15 protein-coding genes and 1 tRNA gene are annotated in these 18,905 nt (G+C 69.2%); 8 read left to right on the top strand and 8 right to left on the bottom strand.

What is annotated here, in order from left to right; genetic code table 11:
- The 3 genes from ACZ7LS_RS11860 to ACZ7LS_RS11850 form a co-directional block, all read left to right on the top strand.
- Nucleotides 1–263, top strand: a 263-nt coding sequence (locus ACZ7LS_RS11860) for a HAMP domain-containing protein (RefSeq protein WP_385129423.1), incomplete at its 5' end; no start/stop codon positions are given.
- A 68-nt stretch (nt 264–331) separates the two neighbouring features.
- Nucleotides 332–1,411 carry a C40 family peptidase gene (locus ACZ7LS_RS11855; RefSeq protein ID WP_382875157.1) on the top strand — a complete coding sequence of 360 codons (1,080 nt, stop codon included), beginning with the start codon at nt 332–334 and terminating at the stop codon, nt 1,409–1,411.
- A 296-nt stretch (nt 1,412–1,707) separates the two neighbouring features.
- Nucleotides 1,708–2,802 carry a winged helix DNA-binding domain-containing protein gene (locus ACZ7LS_RS11850; protein WP_382667657.1) on the top strand — a complete coding sequence of 365 codons (1,095 nt, stop codon included), beginning with the start codon at nt 1,708–1,710 and terminating at the stop codon, nt 2,800–2,802.
- 137 nt (nt 2,803–2,939) lie between these two features.
- Here the strand turns inward: ACZ7LS_RS11850 and ACZ7LS_RS11845 are convergent, their stop codons facing one another.
- A complete protein-coding gene (locus ACZ7LS_RS11845) occupies nt 2,940–3,659 on the bottom strand; it encodes a hypothetical protein (protein ID WP_382529497.1) in 720 nt (239 codons plus the stop codon).
- Nucleotides 3,656–4,465, bottom strand: a complete 810-nt coding sequence (locus tag ACZ7LS_RS11840; protein ID WP_385129420.1) for a hypothetical protein — start codon at nt 4,463–4,465, stop codon at nt 3,656–3,658. Before ACZ7LS_RS11840 ends, ACZ7LS_RS11845 begins: the two co-directional genes overlap by 4 nt.
- A gap of 379 nt (nt 4,466–4,844) precedes the next feature.
- Here ACZ7LS_RS11840 and ACZ7LS_RS11835 point away from each other — a divergent pair, with 379 nt between their 5' ends.
- A complete protein-coding gene (locus ACZ7LS_RS11835) occupies nt 4,845–5,819 on the top strand; it encodes a glycoside hydrolase family 6 protein (RefSeq protein ID WP_382529502.1) in 975 nt (324 codons plus the stop codon).
- Between the two features lie 14 nt (nt 5,820–5,833).
- Here ACZ7LS_RS11835 and ACZ7LS_RS11830 read toward each other — a convergent pair whose 3' ends face one another.
- The 5 genes from ACZ7LS_RS11830 to sucC form a co-directional block, all read right to left on the bottom strand.
- Nucleotides 5,834–6,679: a class I SAM-dependent methyltransferase gene (locus tag ACZ7LS_RS11830; RefSeq protein WP_385129418.1), complete on the bottom strand. Its 846-nt coding sequence runs from the start codon at nt 6,677–6,679 to the stop codon at nt 5,834–5,836.
- A 226-nt stretch (nt 6,680–6,905) separates the two neighbouring features.
- Nucleotides 6,906–6,993, bottom strand: a tRNA-Leu gene (locus ACZ7LS_RS11825).
- 302 nt (nt 6,994–7,295) lie between these two features.
- Nucleotides 7,296–8,852 (bottom strand): aldehyde dehydrogenase family protein, encoded by a 1,557-nt coding sequence (locus ACZ7LS_RS11820; RefSeq protein ID WP_382529508.1) that lies wholly within the window; start codon nt 8,850–8,852, stop codon nt 7,296–7,298.
- 93 nt (nt 8,853–8,945) lie between these two features.
- Entirely contained in the window at nt 8,946–9,881 is a 936-nt protein-coding gene (sucD, locus tag ACZ7LS_RS11815; RefSeq protein ID WP_382875166.1) for a succinate--CoA ligase subunit alpha, read from the bottom strand.
- Nucleotides 9,882–9,917: 36 nt separating this feature from the next.
- Complete coding sequence (sucC, locus tag ACZ7LS_RS11810) at nt 9,918–11,051, bottom strand: ADP-forming succinate--CoA ligase subunit beta (protein ID WP_382667705.1); 1,134 nt, start codon at nt 11,049–11,051, stop codon at nt 9,918–9,920.
- A gap of 216 nt (nt 11,052–11,267) precedes the next feature.
- Here sucC and frc point away from each other — a divergent pair, with 216 nt between their 5' ends.
- The 4 genes from frc (at nt 11,268) to ACZ7LS_RS11790 (ending at nt 17,703) form a co-directional block, all read left to right on the top strand.
- Nucleotides 11,268–12,533, top strand: a complete 1,266-nt coding sequence (frc, locus tag ACZ7LS_RS11805; protein WP_382529517.1) for a formyl-CoA transferase — start codon at nt 11,268–11,270, stop codon at nt 12,531–12,533.
- A 2-nt stretch (nt 12,534–12,535) separates the two neighbouring features.
- Nucleotides 12,536–14,674: an acetate--CoA ligase family protein gene (locus tag ACZ7LS_RS11800; RefSeq protein ID WP_382529519.1), complete on the top strand. Its 2,139-nt coding sequence runs from the start codon at nt 12,536–12,538 to the stop codon at nt 14,672–14,674.
- A 240-nt stretch (nt 14,675–14,914) separates the two neighbouring features.
- Nucleotides 14,915–16,303 carry an OFA family MFS transporter gene (locus tag ACZ7LS_RS11795; RefSeq protein ID WP_382529521.1) on the top strand — a complete coding sequence of 463 codons (1,389 nt, stop codon included), beginning with the start codon at nt 14,915–14,917 and terminating at the stop codon, nt 16,301–16,303.
- Nucleotides 16,303–17,703 carry an OFA family MFS transporter gene (locus tag ACZ7LS_RS11790; RefSeq protein WP_385129414.1) on the top strand — a complete coding sequence of 467 codons (1,401 nt, stop codon included), beginning with the start codon at nt 16,303–16,305 and terminating at the stop codon, nt 17,701–17,703. Before ACZ7LS_RS11795 ends, ACZ7LS_RS11790 begins: the two co-directional genes overlap by 1 nt.
- A 141-nt stretch (nt 17,704–17,844) precedes the next feature.
- Here the strand turns inward: ACZ7LS_RS11790 and ACZ7LS_RS11785 are convergent, their stop codons facing one another.
- The gene (locus ACZ7LS_RS11785) at nt 17,845–18,894 is read right to left on the bottom strand and encodes a sugar phosphate isomerase/epimerase family protein (protein ID WP_382529525.1); all 1,050 of its coding nucleotides are present in this window, start codon (nt 18,892–18,894) and stop codon (nt 17,845–17,847) included.
- Nucleotides 18,895–18,905 lie beyond the last annotated feature (11 nt).

The following is an 18,905-nucleotide window of genomic DNA, read 5'->3' as shown; positions in this document are numbered from 1 at the left end:
CCGCCTGCCTGGGCTGGCTGCACATCGTGGTCGTACGCCCGCTGCGCGAACTGGCCAAGCAGGCCGAGACGCTCGCCGACGGCGACCGCCGCACCATCCTCTACCCGCGCCACCACGACGAGGTCGGGGCCATCGCACGCTCCCTGGAACTGCTGCGCCAGCAGCTCCAGCAGCAGCGCAGGCGCGAAAGCGCGCCGCCGGCCCTCGCCGGAAGCGCGCCAGGACCACCGGCGCGGTCGCACGCACGGCCTGTGCCGTCCTGACCGCGGACATCCTGCTCGGCGGGGGCCCCGTCCTCCGCCAAACCCCCCACACACGGAGCAGAATCCTCATGAGTGCCAAGTCCAAGCGCGGCCGCCCCGTCCTGCACGGCGCGACCGTACTCGCGCTGCTGGCCGGCAGCGCGTATCTCACCGTCGAACTCCGCAAGGACGAGCAGGCGAAGCTGCCCGCCGTCCAGGCCATCACCGACATCCCTCACCTCAGGTCGGGGTCCGCCAGGACCGCTGCGGAACAGCACTGGGAGCGGCTGAGGAACCCGGACCGCTCGGTGCTGCGGATCGGCGTCGGCGGCATACTCGCCACCTTCACCGACGGCGCGCGTACGGCCACTCTCACCGGCCCCAGCCGTACCTTCGACGAGCCGGGCAACACCTCGGCCCGGGTGGTCACCGAGAACTGGGTACGCCTGATGCCGGAGGTCTGGGCGAAGGGCGCCGAGAAGGAACAGTGGTTCAAGGACTGGTTCAAGGAGTACTACGGCAGCGAGCGGGACGACCTCTTCGCGATCGCGTTCCAGTACGTCGAGGGCGCGCCGGTCAGGAAGGACGACGAGGACGTCCCGTACGCGGGGGACGCCGACTACGGTCCGCTCGCCCCGGACGCCGGCCAAGGCGGCGGCCCGCGCCTCGAAGAGTCCGACTTCTACGACTACCTGGGCATCCCGTACACCTTCCGAGACGGCACCACGAAGAAGCCGGAGGCCGTGCGGTACCGCGCGATCGACTGCTCGGGTTTCATCCGGATCGTGTTCGGCTACCGGGGCCACTATCCGCTGGCGGCGGCCGACGGCACCGGCGACGGACTGCCGCGCACCGCCAACGCGATGGCGCGCTCCGCGGCGGGGGTGGACATCATCCAGCTGTCGGGCCCCGCGCCGCGCTACGAGCGCCCGGCGTCCATCAGCGAGCTCCAACCCGGCGACCTGGTCTTTTTCAAGACCGACGCGCGGACGGAGTCCCGTCTGGACCACACCGGTATGTACCTGGGCCCGGACACGGACGGGAACCAGATGTTCATATCGAGCAGGAAGGAGGTGAACGGTCCGACGATGGGCGACGAGGGAGGCACCTCCCGCCTGGACGGCCACGGCTATTACGCGAGCGCGCTCCGCAGCGCGAAACGCCTCTGAGACGGCGGTCGGCCAGGCGTGGAGTGTGCCCACAGTAGAGGACACACCCTGTCCTCCATCTCTGTCATGGTGGCATTCGAGCCGTTCGGGAGATCGCTCGTGGTCACGGCAGCCGCTACCCCGTACAACGGCTGAACCGGCCCGACAGACCCGCGCCGTTCGGTCCGCCGCGGTCACCGGGGCGGTCCGGACGGCGCGGGCACCGGACGGCGCGGGCACCGGACACCGCGGGCACCGGACACACAGAGAAGCGGAAGGAAAGGTTCACCGTGCGGATGCGGAAGCCGGGACGGACCATGACTGTCCTCGACGCGCGTGCCCTCAACCGCGCCACCCTCGCCCGCCAGCACCTGCTCAAGCGCGGCGACATGCCCGTGGCGGAAGCGGTGGCCCACCTGTGCGGCCTGCAGGCGCAGGAACCCCAGGAACCCTTCACCGGGCTGTGGTCCCGCCTGTCCGGCTTCAAGCCCGGACAACTGGACGACGCGCTGACCGGCCGCACGGTGGTGCGCACCCACCTGATGCGCCGCACCGTCCACCTCGTCACCGCCGACGACGCGCTCGCCTGGCGGGCCCGCCACGACGCCATGCTGCGCCAGCGAGTGCTGGGAACCTACCGGAGCGAACTGGCAGGCATCGACATGGACGAGGTCGCCGCCGCCGGCCGCGCGGTCATGGCCGACCAGCGGCCCCGCACCATGACCGAGCTGGTACAGGCTCTCGAAGACCGCTGGCCCGGCCCACCACGCCGCGTCCTGGGCGAACTGCTCGTCGCGGCCCTCGTCCCCATGGCCCAACTCCCGCCCCGCGGCCTGTGGCAGCGGACCGCCGGCGTACGCAACCTGCCGCTGAGCGCCTGGCTGGCACGGGACATCGATCCCCTGCCCGCCGACGACACCGACCCCGTCGGGCAGCAGTTGCTGCGCCGTTACCTCGCCGCCTACGGACCCGCCGCCACCGCTGACCTCCGTGCCTGGTGCGGACTCGCCGGGCTCCCCGCCGCCGTCAAAGCCGCCAGGGAAGAACTCGTCGCGTTCCGCGACGAACGCGGCCGCGAACTGCTCGACCTCCCCGACGCACCCCGCCCCGACCCCGACACCCCCGCCCCTGTCCGGTTCCTCCCGGCCTTCGACAACGCCATCCTCGGCTACCACGACCGCGGCCGCATCATCGACGCCCCCCACCTCGGCCTGTCCGTCGCAGGCCACCGCACCGTCCTGGTCGACGGACGCGTCACCGCCACGTGGACCACGCGCGACCACCAACTCCGCATCACCCCTCTGCGCCCCCTGACCCCCCTGGAACGAGAAGCCGTTCACACCGAAGCCGAGAGCCTGATCGCCTTTCTGGACAACGACATCGAGCGCACCCGACTCGACACCGGGAACTGACGATGGCGAACGTGCCGTGGCCGAGGGCCGTAAGCCCTCGGTGTGCGGCGAGCGGGACGCGGGTGCGGCAGGTGGCGCCCACGCCGCGTGCCCGGATGACCATGTGGACGGCGTCGGGCCGGCGGGAAAACGCCGGGCTACCCAGAGGCGGCCTTGGCGACCAGCCGCCCGCGCCACTCCCGCAAATGCGCCATCGCGTAGTCGCCCCGGAACTCGTCGACGCCGTAGACCGTCCCCGACTCCTCGGCGATCTCCTCGTCCAGCAGATCGAGGGCCTCCTGGAACTCACCCTTGGACTCCAGCGCCAGGACCAGTTGGTGGCGGATGGAACGGGACTCTTCCCGCCGCTCCGGACCGAAGGCCCGGGACTCCGTGTACAGGGCGCGCAGCAGGCGTACTCCCTCGGCCGGTTCCCCGTTCTCGGCGAGGTACTGGGCGAGGTCCACCCAGCCGCGACGGGTATCAGCGTGGCCGGAGCCCAGCACCCGGACGGAGTCCTCCACGAGGGCCCGCGTCTCGGCGACGGCTCCGTCCAGGTCACCGGCCCCGCGGAGGGCGGAGCTGAGCAACCGGCGCGACCTGAGGGTTTCGGGGTCGTCGGCCCCGAACTCCGCGGTCCTGTCCGCCACTTCCGCCTCGGCCAGTCTCAGGACGTCGGCGTGTTGGCCTTCGCTGCCGAGCCACATGGACACCAGTGAGCGGGCAAGAAGCGTATCGGGATGCCAGCGGCCCAACTTCCGCGTGAGGTAGGCGACATCCTTGTGCACGTCCGGCCAGTCCCGCGACGTCGGCTGCCGCCAGTTACGGAAGCGCCGGCCGGCCCGCCAGGTACCGAAGGTACGCCGCGGCCGGCTCATATCCCACCACCGCAGCCGCCACCGCAGCCGCCGCCGCACGAACTGGACGCGCCGACACCGCCGTCGTTGGCCCAGCCAGAGGTACGGGTACGGTCCGAATCGGCAGCCCGCTCCGGTCTACGGACGCGGACCCGCGCCCGGACGACGCAGCGCTCGCAGAGCGCCTCGAACTCCGGCCACTGGTCCTGTCTCGTCCTGTCGTCCGCGATGACGAGCCAGACCGCCGCGGGCACGTGCACGGCCAGAGCGATCACGAACCAGAGCCCGTTCGCGTCCTGCTGACGGATGTAGAACCCGATGCCGTGGACGAGGACGGCGAACAGACCGGACACCGCCGCCCACGCTTCCCTCTCGCCGGGCACGCCGCGCTTCCGACGTGCGGGGAGGTCGCGCCGCGCCGCCTGCCGCAGTCGGGCGCTGAAGGCCGGGAAGCGGGGTGATGCCATCGCCTCCTCCACGGAGCCGCTCCCTCCGGTGTCATGAACGGCCGTGTGGAGTGCCGCCAGCAGGGGGTCCGATTCCGGTCGTGTGTCCCGCGCCTTCCGTCGTCGGCCGCCGGAGGGGCGGTGCCCGGGGGACAGCAGCAGGATCCCGGCCTGTGTCGCCGCCCGCTCCCCCTCAAGGTGGTACATGGCGAGAACGGGCTTGGCGGCCCCGGTCTCGACGAAGCGTCCGATGGCCTGCCGGTCACGCCGGAGCACGTAGCGGAGGCGGACCAGCGAATACGCCATGAACGTCGTGAAAGCGCCGGCCCAGACGACCGCGAAGGCCCAGAAGGTCGGTAAGTCCGTCAGGAAGCCTGCCATCAGTTGTCCCCCCTCCGATCCCGCCCGGTCTGTCAGGGCCGGCCGGGAAGCGGTATCCCCTCGCTTTCAGGGTGGCAGGAACGGCTCCTGCCGCACAGGTGCCCGACAGATCTCGGGGTCACCGGGTCGATGGGCGGGCCGGGACCGCGGCGGCTCGGGACGCGTCCCGATGAACGTCCGCCACGTCCCCGCCCTTCATCCCGCGGCCCTCACCGGACTCATTGACAGCGGACTGCCCCCCTGCCACTGTCTCGTCTGACAGCGGCAATTCCCCGGAGAGAGCCCCGAGGGGACCGCCGCTCGATCCTCCCCCCACCCGCGTCTCCCTCGCAGCTGAGTCACCGCCGATGTGGGAGCGCTCCCAGAGAGGGCTGCACTCATGAGAAAGATGATGCGTACGCTCGTCACGTCGGCGCTGGCGTGCCTGCTCCTGCCCCTCGGCACCGGGCAGGCCGACGCCGGCGCCCTGGCCGATCCGATCGGCATGACCAGCGGGTTCTACACGGACCCGAACTCGAATCCGGCCGCATGGGTGGCGGCGAACCCCGGCGACGGACGGGCTCCGGCGATCCGGGACAACATCGCCTCGCGCCCCATGGCCCGGTGGTTCGGTTCCTGGAGCGGTGACATCGGGGCCGCGGTGGGCTCCTACGTGGGAGCGGCGGACGCCGCCGACAAGCTCCCCGTCCTGATCGCCTACAACATCCCCGGCCGCGACGCCTGTGGCGGCCACTCCGGCGGCGGGGCGGGTTCTCCGGCGGCGTACCGCACCTGGATATCCGCCTTCGCCTCGGCCATCGGCGGGCGACCGGCGCTGGTGGTGATCGAGCCCGACTCCCTCGGTGATTACAGCTGTCTGACCCAGCAGCAGATCGATGAGCGCAACGCCATGCTCAAAGACGCCCTGGCGAAGTTCTCCGCGCACGCGCCCAACACGTGGACGTACCTGGACGCAGGAAACCCCGCCTGGATCGACGCGGCCACCATGGCCCGGCATCTCGACGGCGCCGGGGCCCGGCAGGCGCACGGCTTCTCGTCGAACGTCTCGAACTACTACGGCAACAGCCGGAACATCAGCTACGGCAACGCCATCAACTCGGTGCTGTCGGCGTCCTACGGTTACACGAAGCCCTTCGTCATCGACACCAGCCGCAACGGCAACGATTCCAACGGCGAGTGGTGCAACCCCGGCGGGCGGCGGATCGGGGCCGTCAGCCAGACGGGCGGCGGAGCCGAGATGCTGCTGTGGCTGAAGACCCCCGGCGAGTCCGACGGCAACTGCGGAGTCGGCGCCGGCTCCGTGGCCGGTCAGTTCCTCCCGGAAGTCGCGTACAAGATGATCTACGGATACTGAGACCGGCCGATAGGTCACTGTGGGCTTCTTCCTCCTGGTCGCAGCCCACAGCCATCGGTCCCGTCCGCTCGGCGTTGTGTGGTGGGCACGTTCCCCCAGGGCATTCCAGGAGGGCCGGGTTCCGCGGTTCCGCGCCGCGCCACGAACACGAACTCGGCGCCCGGCCGGTCGGGTGCGTCGCGCACGTCCTCGACGACGAAGCCGTGCTCCAGCAAGTCCCGCTCGATCTCCGTACGTTCACGGAAACGAAGTGTCGATTCCGAGGTCAGTACCTCTCCGTCCGCAGCGAACACGTGGGTACCCCGGAAGCTCACCAGCGGCAGGCTCACGTCCGTCAGCTCGGCCCAGGTCTCGACGTGGCCGACGCCCGGGATGCCGGTCACGCGGTACGTGGTCTCGCGCGTCCACTCCGCCCACTCCTCCCACACGCGCCGCGCCGGGTCGCGCGTCTCGAAGACAAGCCGCCCGCCGGGCCGCAACGCCTCGTACGCGCCACGCAGCGTCGTACGCCACGCCTGCGGATCGGCGATCGCCTGGGCGACGTTCCCGGTCATCGTCACCAGGTCGGCCCGCATGGGCGGCAGGTCCCCCGCGTCGCCGTCGAGCCAGCGCACCCGCTCCGCCCCCGGCTTGCCACGCGCGACGTCGACGGACGCCCGCGCGGGATCGATCCCGGTGACCGTGATCCCGCGCTCGGCGAGCAGCAGCGCGAACACGCCCGTACCGCACCCGATATCCAGCACGGACCGCGCCCCGAACTCCTCCGCCATCGCGAGATACGCGTCGAGATCGCCGCGGTCCGGATCGAGTGGGTCGTAGATGGCGGCGAGGCGCGGATGCCCGAACGTTGCGTCAACCATGGAGGCGAACGTACGGGGCCCCGAGCCCGCGCGGCCACCGCGTTTTCGGGTCACGGCGCCAGGCGGGCACGGCGAAGTGCGCCGCCGACCCCGCCGCCCCTACCGGGCGGGGCTCGTCGGCCCGCCTCTGCCGGAGAGGATCCCGAACACACGAGGAACTCCCAGCCCGGACGAATCCGAACTGGGAGTCCCTGAAACCAACACAGGCAATTACGTGAACTACCCCTGGTGTCCGAGGGGGGACTTGAACCCCCACGCCCGATAAAGGGCACTAGCACCTCAAGCTAGCGCGTCTGCCATTCCGCCACCCGGACGAGTGGTCTGACCGCGGTGTGCACCGGCGGCGACAAGGACAACGATACCAGGGGATCGAGGTGGCTCTCACCCGTATATCCGGTGGTCAGGGGTCCGTGGCCGGACGCCTTCCGGGGTCCGGGCGCCCCGCGCGAGGCGTCCCGGGGCGGTCGGTACGGAACGTCGCCGAACCGGTACGGACCGTCGTCGCGCCGTCGTGTCCGGGAGCCGTGCGCGGAAGGCGCGCGGACGGGGAGGTGCCGAGCGCTCCCCGCCGGGGGACGGGGAGCGCTCGGTGTCGGAGGGGTCAGGGGTCAGAGGGTCAGGGCATCAGGTGGTAGTCCGGGAAGTTGCCCGGCGGGCGCTCTCCCGTCGGGCCGTCGGTCACCGCTCGTACGAGCAGTTCACCGCCGACGAACGCGCCGCGCCAGGAGTGGCCGAAGCCGCCGAAGAGTTCGTCGCGGTCCCCGCGCGAGCGGGGTTTGCCGTGGCCGGTCTTGAAGGCGCGGATCTGCGGGGAGAGCCGCTCGTAGGTGGCCGGGTCGTCGGTGGAGAGGGTCGCGACGAGGGCGCCGTTCGAGGCGTTCATCGCGGCCAGCAGTTCCGCCTCCGTATCGACCAGGACGATGGTGTCGACCGGGCCGAAGGGTTCCGCGTGGTGCAGCGGGGAGGACGGGGGCGGGTTGAGCAGTGTGACGGGCGGGAGGTAGGCGCTGGTGTCCTGGCCGGGCAGGAACAGTCCCTGTTCCAGCGCTCCCTGGTGCAGCGGGACGGCGCCGCGGCTGATCGCCTCTGAGACCTGGTCGTTCAGTTCCTTGGCCTTGGCGGCGTTGATGAGCGGTCCGAAGTCCAGTTCCGGCAGCGGGTCGCCGGGGTGCTCGACCGCGAGGGGGTGACCCAGGCGGATGGAGCGTACGGCGGGCAGGTAGGCGGCCAGGAAGTCCGCGAAGAGCGAGCGCTGGACCACGAAGCGCGGGTACGCCGTGCAGCGCTGCTTGCCGTAGTCGAAGAGTTTGGGGATGACTCCGGTCAGTGAGGACCAGTCGCTGAAGTTCCAGATGCCCCAGGTGTTCAGGCCCTCCTGTTCGAGGATATGCCGTTTGCCCAGGTCAGCGACCGCGGTGGCGATTCTGGCGCCGGTGTCGCGGCCTCCGACGAAGGAGACGCAGCCGATCTCCGGCGCACGCACGAGCGCCTCGGAGAGTTCGCCGCCGCTGCCGCTGACCAGCGTGAGGGGGATGCCCTCGCGGACGGCGAGCGCACAGGCCAGGGTCAGACAGGCCACTCCCCCGTCGGTCGGCGCCTTGGCGATCACCGCGTTGCCGGCCAGGGCCTGCACCAGCATCGCGTGGATCAGGACGGACATCGGATAGTTCCAGCTGGCGATGTTGGAGACGGGGCCCGCCAGCGGGGTCCTGTCCGCCAGCATCGGTTCGACACCATCCACGTACCAGCGCACACCGTCGATCGCGCGGTCGACGTCGGCCTGGGCGAGCCGCCACGGCTTGCCGATCTCCCAGACGAGGAGGAGGGCGAGCAGTTCACGGTGTTCGGTGAGCGCGTCGAGCGTGGCCGTCACACGGGCCTTGCGCTCGGCCAGCGGGACATCGCGCCAGGCGCGGTGGGCGTCCAGGCAGGCGCGCACCGCCCGCTGGGCGGTTTCGGAGTCGAGTCGGGGCGGGCCCGCGATGGGGCTGCCGTCCACCGGGCTGGTGGCGGGCACCGCACGGCCGTCGGACTGCCAGGTGGCGGCCCAGAGGTTACGCACACGGTCGTCCTCGAACGCCTCGGGGGCCACCGCGAGGCAGCGCTCCCAGGCGTCCGACCAGGCTGTGCCCGGCTTGAGTATCAGGTGGGATGTGGTGAGGGTGGGTGCCATTGAGGGTCTCCGCTCTAGAGGGGCGGGAGTTGCATGGCTCGGCTCTCGTCCGAAGTGAATCGTGAACCGGATGGGGGGAGGCACACACTCCCTTCAATTATGAGCGACGTCACGTGACGCCGCGAGGCGGTCGAGCACCAGCCGCGCGGTCTCCGAGGGGGTCGAGCCGACCCGCACGCCGACCGCCTCCAATGCCTTCTTCTTGGCCTCCGCGGTGCCGGAGGAACCGGAGACGATCGCGCCGGCGTGTCCCATCGTCTTGCCTTCCGGCGCGGTGAATCCGGCGATGTAGCCGATGACCGGCTTGGTGACGCGCTCGGCTATGTAGGCCGCCGCGCGTTCCTCCGCGTCGCCGCCGATCTCCCCGATGAGAACGATCAGTTCTGTGTCCGGGTCGTCCTCGAAGGCGGCGAGGCAGTCGATATGGGTGGTGCCCACGACGGGGTCGCCGCCGATGCCGACCGCCGAGGAGAAGCCGGTCTCCCGCAGCTCGTACATGAGCTGATAGGTCAGGGTGCCGGACTTGGAGACGAGTCCGATCCGGCCGGGCTTGGCGGCGATGTCCGCCGGGATGATGCCGGCGTTGGACTGCCCGGGGCTGATCAGTCCTGGACAGTTGGGGCCGACGATCCTGGTGCCCCGCTCCCTGGCGTACGCCTGGAAGGCGACGGCGTCGTGGACGGGGATGCCCTCGGTGATCACGACCGCGAGCCCGATTCCGGCGTCCGCGGCCTCGATGACCGCGGCCTTGGCGAACGGCGGCGGTACGAAGACGACGGTGACGTCCGCGCCCGTCGCCGCCATGCCCTCGGCCACCGAGCCGAAGACGGGGACGGCCCGGGGGGCGCCTCCCTGGCCCTCAGGGCCGTGGGAGACCTCGAAGCCGACGGTGCGACCCGCCTTGCGCGGGTTGACGCCGCCGACGATGTCGGTCCCGGCGGCGAGCATCCGCCGGGTGTGTTTCATGCCCTCGCCGCCGGTCATGCCCTGGACGAGGACCTTGCTCTCCTTGGTCAGGAAGATCGCCACGGTCTGTCGCTCCCTTGTCCGGCGCCGGTCCGGCGCCTATCCGACATTCGCCAGTACGGCGGCCTGCCGGGCCGCCCCGTCCATGGTGGTGACCTGTTCCACGAGCGGATGCGCGCGGTCCGCGAGGATCGCGCGGCCACGGGCCGCGTTGTTGCCGTCGAGGCGCACCACGAGCGGCTTGGTCAGCCGTACGGAGTCCAGGGCCTGGACGATGCCCTCGGCGACGGCGTCGCAGGCCGTGATGCCGCCGAAGACGTTCACGAACACGGACGTGACCGCCGGGTCGGAGAGGATGACGGACAGACCGTCCGCCATCACCTGGGCGGACGCCCCTCCCCCGATGTCAAGGAAGTTGGCGGGGCGCGCGCCGCAGCCCGCGACCACGTCGAGGGTGGACATGACGAGGCCGGCGCCGTTGCCGATGATGCCCACCTCGCCGTCGAGCTTCACGTAGTTGAGCCCCTTGGCCGCCGCGGTGGCTTCCAGCGGGTCGCCGTGTTCGTCGTCCGCACGGTCACCCCAACGCGATTGGCGGAAGCGGGCGTTGTCGTCAAGTGTGATTTTGCCGTCGAGGGCGAGAATCAGCCCATCTTCGGTACGGACCAATGGGTTGACTTCGACCAGAAGGGCGTCCTCCCGGACCATCACCCGCCAGAGCGACTGGAGTACGGGGACGGTCTCGGGCGGTAGCTGAGCGGCCTTCGCGATCTCCGCCGCCTTTGCTTCCGTGACCCCTTCCGCGGGGTCCACGGGGATCCGCGCCACCGCCTCCGGGCGGCTGCGCGCGATCTCCTCTATCTCCATGCCGCCCTCGGCCGAGGCGATCGCGAGGAAGGTGCCCGCGGCCCGGTCGAGTACGTAGGAGACGTAGAACTCCGATGCGATATGCACTGGTTGAGCGAGCATCACCTTCCTGACGACGTGGCCCTTGATGGTCATGCCGATGATCTGACGGGCTGTCAATTCGGCCGCCGCCGGGTCGATCGCGAGCTTCACCCCGCCCGCTTTGCCCCGGCCTCCGGTCTTCACCTGGGCCTTGACGACCACGCGGCCGCCGAGCCGTTCCGCGGCGAACCGGGCCTCCCTCGCCAGCTCCACCACTTCGGCCTCCGGCACCGCGATGCCATGGTCCGCGAAGAGTTCCCTCGCTTGGTGCTCGTACAGATCCATGTCGGCTCCCTTTTGACGAAAGTGCCGCACGCCCCCTGGACACCATCCACTGGATGCGGGATAACAAGCTTCATACAGTATTCGTCGACTGTATGCAATGTACCGAGAGGGCGACAGCCCTCCCCTACGCGAAGGGACAGGGGCCTCCTCATGCCGACCGAAGCGCACGCCCCCGTACCCATGGACCAGACCAGGTACAAGAAGAGGAGCCCCTCCATGCCCCAGGCTCTTGAGACCCCTCGGACCACCGCGCCGGCCAAGGCACTGTCCGGCGTACGGGTACTGGACATGACGCATGTTCAGTCCGGCCCCTCCGCCACCCAGTTGCTCGGCTGGCTCGGCGCGGACGTGCTGAAGGTCGAGGCTCCGACCGGCGACATCACCCGTAAGCAGCTGCGCGACATCCCCGATGCCGACTCGCTGTACTTCACGATGCTCAACTGCAACAAGCGGTCCGTCACCCTCAACACCAAGACCGAGCGCGGCAAGGAGATCCTCACCGAGCTGATCCGCCGCTCCGATGTCATGGTGGAGAACTTCGGCCCCGGCGCCGTGGACCGCATGGGGTTTACCTGGGAACGCATCCAGGAGATCAACCCGCGGATCATCTACGCCTCCATCAAGGGCTTCGGCGAGGGTCCGTACACCAACTTCAAGGCGTACGAGGTCGTCGCGCAGGCCATGGGCGGCTCGATGTCCACCACGGGCTTCGAGGACGGGCCCCCGCTCGCCACCGGCGCGCAGATCGGCGACTCCGGCACCGGCATCCACGCCGTCGCCGGCATACTCGCCGCGCTCTTCCAGCGTGAACACACCGGACGCGGCCAGCGTGTCAACGTCGCGATGCAGCACGCCGTGCTCAACCTCTGCCGCGTCAAGCTCCGCGACCAGCAGCGGCTGGCGCACGGACCGCTCGCGGAGTACCCCAACGAGGACTTCGGCGACGACGTGCCGCGCAGCGGCAACGCGAGCGGCGGCGGACAGCCCGGCTGGGCCGTCAGATGCGCGCCCGGCGGCCCCAACGACTATGTGTATGTGATCGTCCAGCCGGTCGGCTGGCGGCCGGTCACCGAGCTGATGGGCCGGCCCGAGCTGGCCGACGACCCCGAGTGGTCGACCCCGGAGGCCCGGCTGCCCAAGCTCGGCAAGATGTTCCAGCTCATCGAGGAGTGGACGAGCACGATCCCCAAGTGGGAGGTGCTGGAGAAGCTCAACGCCCACAACATCCCGTGCGGCCCGATCCTCTCCACCAAGGAGATCATCGAGGACGCCTCGCTGGCGGCCAACGAGATGGTCGTCGAGGTCCCGCACCCCCAGCGCGGCTCGTTCACCACGGTCGGCAATCCGCTGAAGCTCTCCGACTCCCCTGTCGACGTGGTCACTTCACCCCTTCTCGGTGAGCACAACGAAGAGGTGTACGCCGGCGAGCTGGGGATCGGCGTCGAGGAACTGCGCCTGCTCAAAACGGACGGAGTCATCTAGCGGTGGACACCACTGAGGAGTGTCAGAAGGCCGTACGCGCCGTCCTGGACGCCGCGCTGGCCGAGGGACGTACGGCACTGACCGCGCCCGAGGGCAAGACCGTCACCGACGCGTACGCCATCCCCACCCCGGCGGAGGGGCTGGCCGAGTGCGCCGACGAGGCGGTGGCACTCGCCGACCGGATCGGCTTCCCGGTCGCGCTGAAGATCGTCTCGCCGCAGATCACGCACAAGACGGAGGCGGGCGGCGTACGGACCGGTCTGCGCTCGACCGCGGAGGTGCGCGGCGCGTTCACCGGGATCGTCTCCAACGTGCGGGCGTACGACCCGCGGGCGCGGATCCTCGGCGTACAGGTGCAGCAGATGGTTCCGTCCGGCACGGAGGTGCTCGTCGGGACGGTCACCGACCCGACCTTCGGTCCGATCGTGGCGTTCGGTCTCGGCGGTGTCCTGGTGGAGGTCCTCAAGGACGTCACGTTCCGGCTGGCGCCGGCGTCCAGGGACGAGGCGCTGTCGATGCTCGACGGGATCCGCGCGGCGGAGATCCTGCGCGGGGTGCGCGGCGGCGCGGCCGTGGACCGGGACGCGCTCGCCGGTCTGGTGGTCAAGGTGTCACGGCTGGCGGCCGACTTCCCGGAGATCGCGGAGGTCGATCTCAACCCGGTGTTCGCCTCGGCGAGCGGGGTGATGGCGGCGGACGTGCGGATCCTGCTGGCGAACGAGCCACCGGTCAGGCGTCGTACGTACACCCGCGAGGAGATCCTCGTCTCGATGCGGCGGCTCATGAAGCCCGCCTCGGTGACGGTCATCGGGGCCTCGGGAGAGCCGGGCAAGATCGGCCACTCGGTCATGCGGAACCTGCTCGACGGGGGATTTCCGGGAGAGATCCATCCGGTGAACCCCAAGGCCGATGACATACTCGGCCGTAAGGCGTACAAGAGCGTGATGGACGTTCCGGGCCAGCCCGATGTGGCGGTCTTCGCGATCCCGGCGGAGTCGGTGCCGGCGGCCCTGGAGGAGGTCGGCCGCCGGGGAATCCCGAACGCCGTCCTGATCCCCTCCGGCTTCGCCGAGACCGGCGAGCACGAACTCCAGGCGCGGATCGTGGCGATCGGCGAGGAGTACGGCGTACGGCTGCTGGGGCCGAACATCTACGGCTACTACTCCACCTGGCAGGACCTCTGCGCCACGTTCTGCACCCCGTACGACGTCCGCGGCGGCGTGGCGCTGACCTCGCAGTCCGGCGGCATCGGGATGGCGATCCTCGGCTTCGCCCGGAGCACCGGGACGGGTGTCTCGGCGATCGTCGGACTCGGCAACAAGTCGGACCTCGACGAGGACGATCTGCTGACCTGGTTCGGCGAGGACCCGAACACCGAGTGTGTCGCCATGCACCTGGAGGACCTGAAGGACGGCCGGGCGTTCGTGGCGGCGGCGCGGGCGACCGTGCCGAAGAAGCCGGTCGTGGTCCTCAAGGCCGGGCGCACGGCGGCCGGCGCCAGGGCGGCGGGCTCGCACACCGGCGCGCTCGCGGGTGACGACGCCGTGTACGACGATGTGCTGCGGCAGGCGGGCGTCATCCGGGCGCCGGGCCTGAACGAGATGCTGGAGTACGCGCGGGCGCTGCCCGTGCTCCCCACTCCGCTGGGCGACAACGTCGTCATCATCACCGGCGCGGGCGGCTCGGGCGTACTGCTCTCCGACGCCGTCGTGGACAACGGCATGCGGCTGATGGAGATCCCGCCGGATCTCGACAAGGCGTTCCGCGCGTACATCCCTCCCTTCGGCGCGGCGGGCAATCCGGTGGACATCACCGGGGGCGAACCGCCGGCCACGTACGAGGCGACGATCAGGCTCGGCCTTGAGGACCCGCGGATCCACGCGCTGGTGCTGGGCTACTGGCACACGATCGTCACTCCGCCGATGGCGTTCGCCGAACTGACGGCCCGGGTGGTCGCGGAGTTCCGGGCGAAGGGCATCCGGAAACCGGTGGTGGCGTCCCTCGCGGGCGACATCGAGGTCGAGGAGGCGTGTCAGTACCTCTTCGAGCACGGAGTGGTGGCCTATCCGTACACCACCGAGAAGCCGGTCGCGGCGCTCGGCGCGAAGTACACCTGGGCACGGGCGGCGGGGCTGCTGTGACCCACTCACCAGACTTCCACCGGCGGGTCCCGGGGTCGTACCCCGGACATGACACCGCCGTGTGGATCCGAGCGGCGGGGCAGTTGACCGCGGCTCACCCGAAATTAGTGACGCATCGTCAGAATGATGCGGAGTTAACCCCGTTGGGAGGAAGTCGATGACCTGACCAAGTCGGGTGGCGCGAAAGTTTGGACAGGGGGCGCTGGCCAGTTCTTTCGATGCAAGGGGTGTTCACACCGCATGACAACCACTCAAGTCTCCAGCACTGTCGCCTTCAAGGAGGTGACGGACGGCAACGGCCGTGTGTACCGGATCGGCGAGACCGACCGGAGCATCATGGGCCGTCCGCGATGGACGATGGTCCTCTTCCCGTGGATCGGGATGATGGGCATCAGTTCGTCGGAGTACGCGTTCACCTCGGCGGAGGACACTCTGCACGAGGCCCATCTATGGAGCAGCGGGCACATATTCTGGCTGATGGGCGTCTGGATATTCTTCCAGGCGGCCGTGGCCTTCCCCGCGGGGCAGCTCCGAGAGAGCGGCAAGCTGCCCGCCCGGTACGCCATGATGCTCGGCGCGCTGGGTACTCTGCTCGGCTATCTCTCACTGGCCTACGCGCCGCATGTGATCGTGGCGTACATCGGCTTCGGCATGTTCAGCGGCATCGGCGCGGGTCTCGTCTATGCCACCTGTGTGAACATGGTCGGCAAGTGGTACCCGGAGCGCAAGGGAGGCAAGACCGGCCTCGTCAACGGCGGTTTCGCCTACGGCTCGGTGCCCTTCGTCTTCCTCTTCACCTCGTACATGGACCTGAGCAACTACCAGACGGTGCTCGTGGCCGTCGGTGTCATCTGCTGTGCCGTGGTCGCGGTCGCGGGCTGGTTCTTCAAGGACCCGCCGAAGTACTGGTGGCCCACCGGCGCCGACCCGCTGAAGGTGTCGGAGGACCCGAGGATCCGCCGCGCCCTGGAGAAGAACCCGCCCGCGGTGAAGCAGTACACACCGAGGGAAGCGGCACGGACGCCCGTGCTGTGGATGATGTGGTTCTGCCTGCTCTGCACGGCCGGCATCAACATCTTCGGTATCGCGTTCCAGGTGCCCTTCGGCAAGGACATGGGGTTCGCGGGCGGGATCGTGGCCACCGCGATGTCGCTGAAGGCGATCGTGAACGGTACGGGGCGCGGTGTCATCGGCTGGATCTCCGACCGGTACGGACGCCGTAACACACTGATCTTCGTCTGCCTGGTCCTGGGCAGCGCGCAGTTCGGAGTGCTCGTCTCCGGCTCCATGGGCAGTATGCCGTTCTTCCTCTTCTGCTCGATGGTCTCCGGCTTCGGCGGCGGCGCGATCTTCCCGCTGTTCGCGGCGATGACGGCGGACTACTTCGGGGAGAACAACAACGCTTCCAACTACGGAATGGTCTACAGCTCCAAGCTCATCTCCGGTCTGGTCGGATCCGGTATGGGAGCCGTCGTGGTGGCCGCCTGGGACTACGAGGGCGCTTTCATCATCGCCGGCAGCATCGGACTTCTCTCAGCGATCCTGGCCTTCTTCCTCAAGGCGCCAGGAAGGCCGGACAGCAAGAAAATCGAACCAAACCCGAACCCGATTGGCCGTGAAATCGCTTAATGTCAGCAGAACCTCTTTCCGGTAGGTCCGCGTCGGCTACGGCCGACGCGGGCTACCGCGAGATCACAGACGAACGTGGCCGTATCTACCGCATCGGCGAGACCGACCGACAGATACTGGGTCACTCCCGAAAGTTCATGGTGTACCTGCCATGGGCGGCCATGATGGCCATCAGCGTCTTCGAGTACGCCTTCGGTTCGGCCGAAAGCGTCCTCTCGGCGGCGCATGGCTGGTCCCAGAGCAACACCTTCTGGATCCTCAGTATCTGGGTGTTCTTCCAGGCGGGTGTCGCTTTCCCGGCAGGCTGGCTGCGGGAGAAGGGGATTCTGACAGCTCGCGCCGCCACATTGATCGGCGCCGCTCTCTCCTTCGTGGGATTCCTCTCCATCTCACACTTCAACAACGTGTCGGCCGCGGTCCTCGGATTCGGGCTGCTCGGCGGTGTCGGCTCCGGCCTCATCTACGCCACCTGCATCAATATGGTGGGCAAGTGGTTCCCGGAACGTCGTGGTGGGAAGACGGGCTTCGTCAACGGCGGATTCGCCTATGGCGCGGTGCCGTTCATCTTCATCTTCAACTACGCGTTCAACATCGGTAACTACCGGACGGTGCTGGACCTGATCGGCGTCTACGTCCTGGTCATCGTCGCCGTCTGCGCCCTGTTCTTCCGGGATCCCCCCAAGAACTGGTGGCCGGCGGACATCGATCCGCTGAAGATCGAGGCGGGCAGCAGGAACGCGAGGACCCTGGCCAAGAACCCTCCGGCGGCCAAGCAGTACCGGCCCATGGAGGCCATCAGGACGGGCATGCTCCCGCTGATCTGGGTGCTGCTGGTGATCACCGCGGGTGTGTCCATCTTCGGTATCTCCTTCCAGGTGCCGTTCGCCAAGGACGTCGGGTTCGGACCGCTCGTCGCCGCCTCCTCGGCCGGTGTGCTGTCCGTCGTCAACGGTGTCGGGCGGGGAGTCGTCGGCTGGCTCTCCGACCTCTGGGGCCGCAAGATCACACTGATCTTCGTGATCACGGTGCTGGGGCTGGCGCAGTTCGGCGTCCTGTGGGCGGGCACCACGAAGAACGAGATCCTGTTCCTGGTGTTCGCCTTCATCTCCGGCTTCGGCGGCGGGGCGTTCTTCCCGCTGTTCGCGGCGCTCACGCCGGACTACTTCGGTGAGAACTACAACGCCACCAACTACGGTCTCGCCTACAGCGGCAAGCTGATCAGCGGGCTGTTCGGTGGCGGGCTCGGGGCGATGGCGGTGAACTCGTGGGGCTACAGCGGCGCGTACATCCTCGCCGGTGGGCTCTCGCTCGTAGCCGCGGCCATGGCCATGCTGTTGCGCAACCCCGGACAACCGCGGGACGGGAGTGCTCTCCCCGTTCCGCAGCCGGCCGGGGGGTGACCCAGCACGGACGGGCGGCCCTCCCCGCGACTCGTGATGAGCCGCGGGGAGGGCCGCCTTCGTGTGGTCGCACCGTCGTGCCGTCACACCGCCGTGCCGTCACACCACCGTGCCGTCACACCGGCAGGCGTTCCCTGTGGACTACCGGCGTTCGCGCAGCGAGTGCAGATGCGCCGCCGACTTCTTGGCGAAGAGGATGGAGTCCACCGGCTGGTCGTGCTCCACCTGCCAGTGGTGGTCACGGCGGCCGCCGCGCGTCTTGTTCACGGCCGATATGAAGCGCTTGTAGTCGATGTCGCCGTCACCGACGTCCACCATCCGGTAGCCGTCGCGGGCGGCGATGTCCTCGATGCCGTCCTTCACATGGAAGAGCGGGTACCGGTGGGGCTGCTTGAGCACGTAACGCAGCGGGTCGAAGGGCGCGGGCTTGCCCTCGGGGGTCTTGCTGAAGCGGAACTGCCCGGCGAACGCCCAGTAGATGTCCATCTCCAGATAGACCAGGCTGGGGTCGGTCTCGGCCAGCAGGACGTCGTAGAGCCGGACGTTGGGCTGGTCGGTGGCGAAGGAGAACTCCTCCGCGTGGTTGTGCTGGTAGAACTTCATGCCGCGCCGCTTGGCCGCGGCGCCATAGGCGTTGAAGTCCGCGGCGGCCCGCTTCCAGGCGTCCACGGTCGATCCGTAGCGGAACGGGCCCGAGGCCGTGCCGACGTGGTCCAGGCCCAGTTCCTGGGCGTCGTCCAGGACCTTGGTGAGGTTCTGGGCGAAGCTGTAGGCGTTGGGGTTGTTGTTGTCGTAGTAGTTGACATGGCTGCCGATGCCCTTGAGACCGTGGTCCCTGGCCAGCCGCTTGAGCTGGGGCAGGGTGATCGCGCCCGCGGACCCCTGGGTGTACCCGGCGTACTCGATCTCGTCGTAGCCGAAGCGCTCCAGCTCCTCGAAGACCTTGGCGAAGCCGATCGTGGAGACCTTGTCACGCAGTGAGTAGAGCTGGACGCCGAGCCGTCCTGCGGGCAGCACGGGCTGGCCGTGTCCATGGCCGTTGCCGTGCCCGTGTCCCGTCCCGTGGGCGGCGGCGGGGGTCGCCGAGGCGCCGAGGACGGCGGCGGCGGTCGCGCCCGCGGCCACGCCGAGCATATTGCGTCTGCTCAGCTTCTGGGCGAGCTCTGGGTCGGCTGACTTCTTGCGGCTCATTGCGGAACTCC

Source organism: Streptomyces sp. NPDC039430, from assembly GCF_055639435.1.
This window is presented reverse-complemented; position numbering and strand designations above follow the sequence as displayed.

Bases quoted from the DNA above. Each gene is read 5' to 3' on its own strand.
- ACZ7LS_RS11850 (WP_382667657.1), top strand. From the start codon at position 1,708: ATGACTGTCCTCGACGCGCGTGCCCTCAACCGCGCCACCCTCGCCCGC.
- ACZ7LS_RS11820 (WP_382529508.1), bottom strand. From the start codon at position 8,852: ATGGCACCCACCCTCACCACATCCCACCTGATACTCAAGCCGGGCACA.
- frc (WP_382529517.1), top strand. From the start codon at position 11,268: ATGCCCCAGGCTCTTGAGACCCCTCGGACCACCGCGCCGGCCAAGGCA.
- ACZ7LS_RS11785 (WP_382529525.1), bottom strand. From the start codon at position 18,894: ATGAGCCGCAAGAAGTCAGCCGACCCAGAGCTCGCCCAGAAGCTGAGC.
- ACZ7LS_RS11835 (WP_382529502.1), top strand. From the start codon at position 4,845: ATGAGAAAGATGATGCGTACGCTCGTCACGTCGGCGCTGGCGTGCCTG.
- sucC (WP_382667705.1), bottom strand. From the start codon at position 11,051: ATGGATCTGTACGAGCACCAAGCGAGGGAACTCTTCGCGGACCATGGC.
- ACZ7LS_RS11830 (WP_385129418.1), bottom strand. From the start codon at position 6,679: ATGGTTGACGCAACGTTCGGGCATCCGCGCCTCGCCGCCATCTACGAC.
- ACZ7LS_RS11845 (WP_382529497.1), bottom strand. From the start codon at position 3,659: ATGAGCCGGCCGCGGCGTACCTTCGGTACCTGGCGGGCCGGCCGGCGC.
- ACZ7LS_RS11790 (WP_385129414.1), top strand. From the start codon at position 16,303: ATGTCAGCAGAACCTCTTTCCGGTAGGTCCGCGTCGGCTACGGCCGAC.
- ACZ7LS_RS11795 (WP_382529521.1), top strand. From the start codon at position 14,915: ATGACAACCACTCAAGTCTCCAGCACTGTCGCCTTCAAGGAGGTGACG.
- ACZ7LS_RS11855 (WP_382875157.1), top strand. From the start codon at position 332: ATGAGTGCCAAGTCCAAGCGCGGCCGCCCCGTCCTGCACGGCGCGACC.
- ACZ7LS_RS11840 (WP_385129420.1), bottom strand. From the start codon at position 4,465: ATGGCAGGCTTCCTGACGGACTTACCGACCTTCTGGGCCTTCGCGGTC.